Here is a 2,564-nt window from a genome sequence, read left to right on the forward strand (position 1 = left end):
CACCGCCTACGAATCAGGCCTCATCACCGTCGGCCACTAGGCGCTAGGTAGATGGTGCGGCTTGGTCAGTCGCTGGGGAGCTCACCGACGAGCCGGAGGTCTCGAACCACATCCTCAAGCTCCGGCGTACCCAGGTTGCGAAAGGCACCACGTCGGAGGCGGATCCGCAGCTCTTCGCCATCGGCGAAGACACAGACAACACCGTCCCCGAACTGCTCATTGAACCTTCTCACGGGTCCCACAGACACATCAATCAGGGTGTCGGTCTCATACTCGGCCAGAAGGCGAAAGCCGTCGACTTGCCAAACCTCGATCGCGCCAGGTCGGTAGGAGAATACTGCAGGATAGTCCCCAGAGTAGCGGGCGTGCAGCGAGATATAGGGCGCAAAGTCGACACCTAGGGCCGCGGCGAATATGGCCGCGGACGGCCGCTCCTTACGCACACGATCTATGGCAGACGCAAGATTTCGACGGTGCACGAATATGTAGAGCGCCGCGACAACCGCCGTGAATACGGCCGATATCGCAGCCATATGCAGGCCATACTGGCTCATTTGGCGAAACGACCAATCATTGCGTCCAACTACTTCCCCTCCACATACATGTCGATCGCGGTGCGCGATGTCCTGCCTACCACCCACGTCGTGGCCCACCCTACGACGGCACCTACTCCAGCACCGACCGCCGTCCCGATAACGGGCTCTTCACGGGGACGAGGCCGTCTGGATCTAGATCAGGGTCGCCATTGAGGACGGCGTAGTCGGCAAGCTCATATCCATGGCGGGCCGCCCAGGCAGCCTCCTGTGGCGAGTTCGTCATCCAGGTGCGCATCGCGTACGCGGCGGCGGCAGCGGCGTTCTGGCCGTATCCAGCTCGGCTACACAACCCGCACCCAACTCGTCGTCACCGCCTACGAGTCAGGCCTCGTCGCCGTCGGCCACCAGTCGAGGGGTCGTCCGCGCGAGCGAGACTGGCATTGCCGCCTCGGAGACGACTACGCACGCCATACTGGCGCCCCAGTTCCACCTGCAGATCGCCGCCGAAACTGAATGCCCTGACACTCACGCCCTCGAACAGGATCGTTATCCCTGAGAACTCACCGACTTCGTTGAACATCGGCTCGGCCGCAGTCACCGTGCGGCCGACGATGGATGCAGGGCCAACGGGCGCGTCGTCCACTTCCCAGATACCGAGATCAGGGAATAGTTCACGCTCGGCAGCGGTCGCCCCGGGAAATGGTTCCACCCAACGAGTGCGAGAGAGACACAAAGTCCAGTCTGCGTTCACGTCGATGGTGAGGACGGTGGAGTCGTCCCAAGCAAACTCAAGCGCCACAACGTCCCGAACGTTCTCACCTGGCATCCGATGACTCACGATGCGAACCATCTCGCACCGATGACCCGGCAGCTCGTCGATCACTAGCCGATCACCTCCGCGTGCTTAAACCAGGCGTTTCCTTCGTTCGGGAACATGGTAACAAACTCGCCCCCTTCGCGGATGATGAGGAGATCGCGACCTTGGCGGAAGAAGAAGTAGTCATCACCGCCATTCCCTCGAGGATTCCACGGTCCACGGCGCACCTCGTCAGGATTGCGATGCACGTCCTGTACGCGACTCGCGAACCAGGCGCGGGCCGAGTCGCTGTTGGGGTCAAGCCCGTAGTCCGAGGCATGCCTGCCCCACTTCGTACCAAACTGCTTCGAACTAATCGAGAGCGGCGGACGAATGTCAGTTGGTACCTTCGCGGCCGCCTCCGCAGCGTCGGCTGCCTTCTTGCCGTTCCTCCACCACTTGAAGCCGTCGAGAGCCACCCGCCAACGGGGATCAGCGAGAGCCCGGAGAGACCGGCGCTTGCCCAGTCGCCCTCGGCCGCGTACCAGATTGCGTTTGCGCCATCTGCGGGTTCGGAAACCAGCCCAACGACATCGACCGCCACGTGGCCCTGCTCTGCGGCGGTCGGCGCGGAACTAGAACCGCTGCATGGGCAGGGGTGCGGAGGGGGTCCGGGGCTCGGGCTCGGCTCAGGGTATGAACGACGCTGAGCTGCTGGCGCAGGCGAGGAGGTGGCGGGTGGGCGCTTGGCCAGGGGGCCGCGGCCGCCGTCGTAGTCGTCGTCGATGCGGGGTGTCAGGCCGCTCGGGTCGGACAACGTCGTGGGGTTGTTGTTGGCGTAGGCGTAGGCGTTCCACTGTTGGGGGTCGGCCAGGTCCAGGACCGGGTCGACGGAGATGAACCGTCCGTTGGCCTCGTCGTAGTACCGGGCGCCGACCATCGTCAGGCCGGTGGCGGTGTCGCGGGTCTTGTCGAGGAACTGACGGTCGCCCGGGATGCTCGCGGCCGTGCCGCGCGCCGCACCGAACGGGTCGGTGTACTGCTTGACGACGTCGTTCGCCGCCCACTTGGTGTTCGGGATCGCGGCAAGGCCGTGCCGTGGGGGTCGGACACCAGCGAGGTGACCCCGCCCAGACCGTTCTTGTCGCGCACAGCGACGGTCTGGCCGTCAAAGCGGCTCACCGGACACCGAGCCCGCGACGCTCGTCGCGACCGTGCACCGCGTGCGCGCT

3 protein-coding genes and 1 pseudogene are annotated in these 2,564 nt (G+C 64.5%); all 4 read right to left on the minus strand.

Annotated elements, in window-relative coordinates:
- Window positions 1–65: 65 nt before the first annotated feature.
- On the minus strand, window positions 66–554 hold the full coding sequence (locus CGE01nite_RS16670; RefSeq protein WP_048343118.1) for a hypothetical protein: 489 nt from the start codon (window positions 552–554) through the stop codon (window positions 66–68).
- 349 nt (window positions 555–903) lie between these two features.
- Window positions 904–1,419, minus strand: coding sequence for a hypothetical protein (locus tag CGE01nite_RS17085; RefSeq protein WP_170211009.1), 516 nt, complete (start codon window positions 1,417–1,419; stop codon window positions 904–906).
- Entirely contained in the window at window positions 1,419–1,811 is a 393-nt protein-coding gene (locus CGE01nite_RS17430) for a hypothetical protein (RefSeq protein ID WP_170211010.1), read from the minus strand. The genes CGE01nite_RS17085 and CGE01nite_RS17430 overlap by 1 nt, the downstream gene beginning before the upstream one ends.
- A gap of 329 nt (window positions 1,812–2,140) precedes the next feature.
- Window positions 2,141–2,413 (minus strand): annotated as a pseudogene (locus tag CGE01nite_RS17590) (RHS repeat-associated core domain-containing protein); the annotation flags it as partial.
- Between the last annotated feature and the right edge of the window lie 151 nt (window positions 2,414–2,564).

Source organism: Cellulomonas gelida (assembly GCF_006538725.1).
In the GTDB taxonomy this organism is placed as follows: Bacteria; Actinomycetota; Actinomycetes; order Actinomycetales; family Cellulomonadaceae; genus Cellulomonas; species Cellulomonas gelida.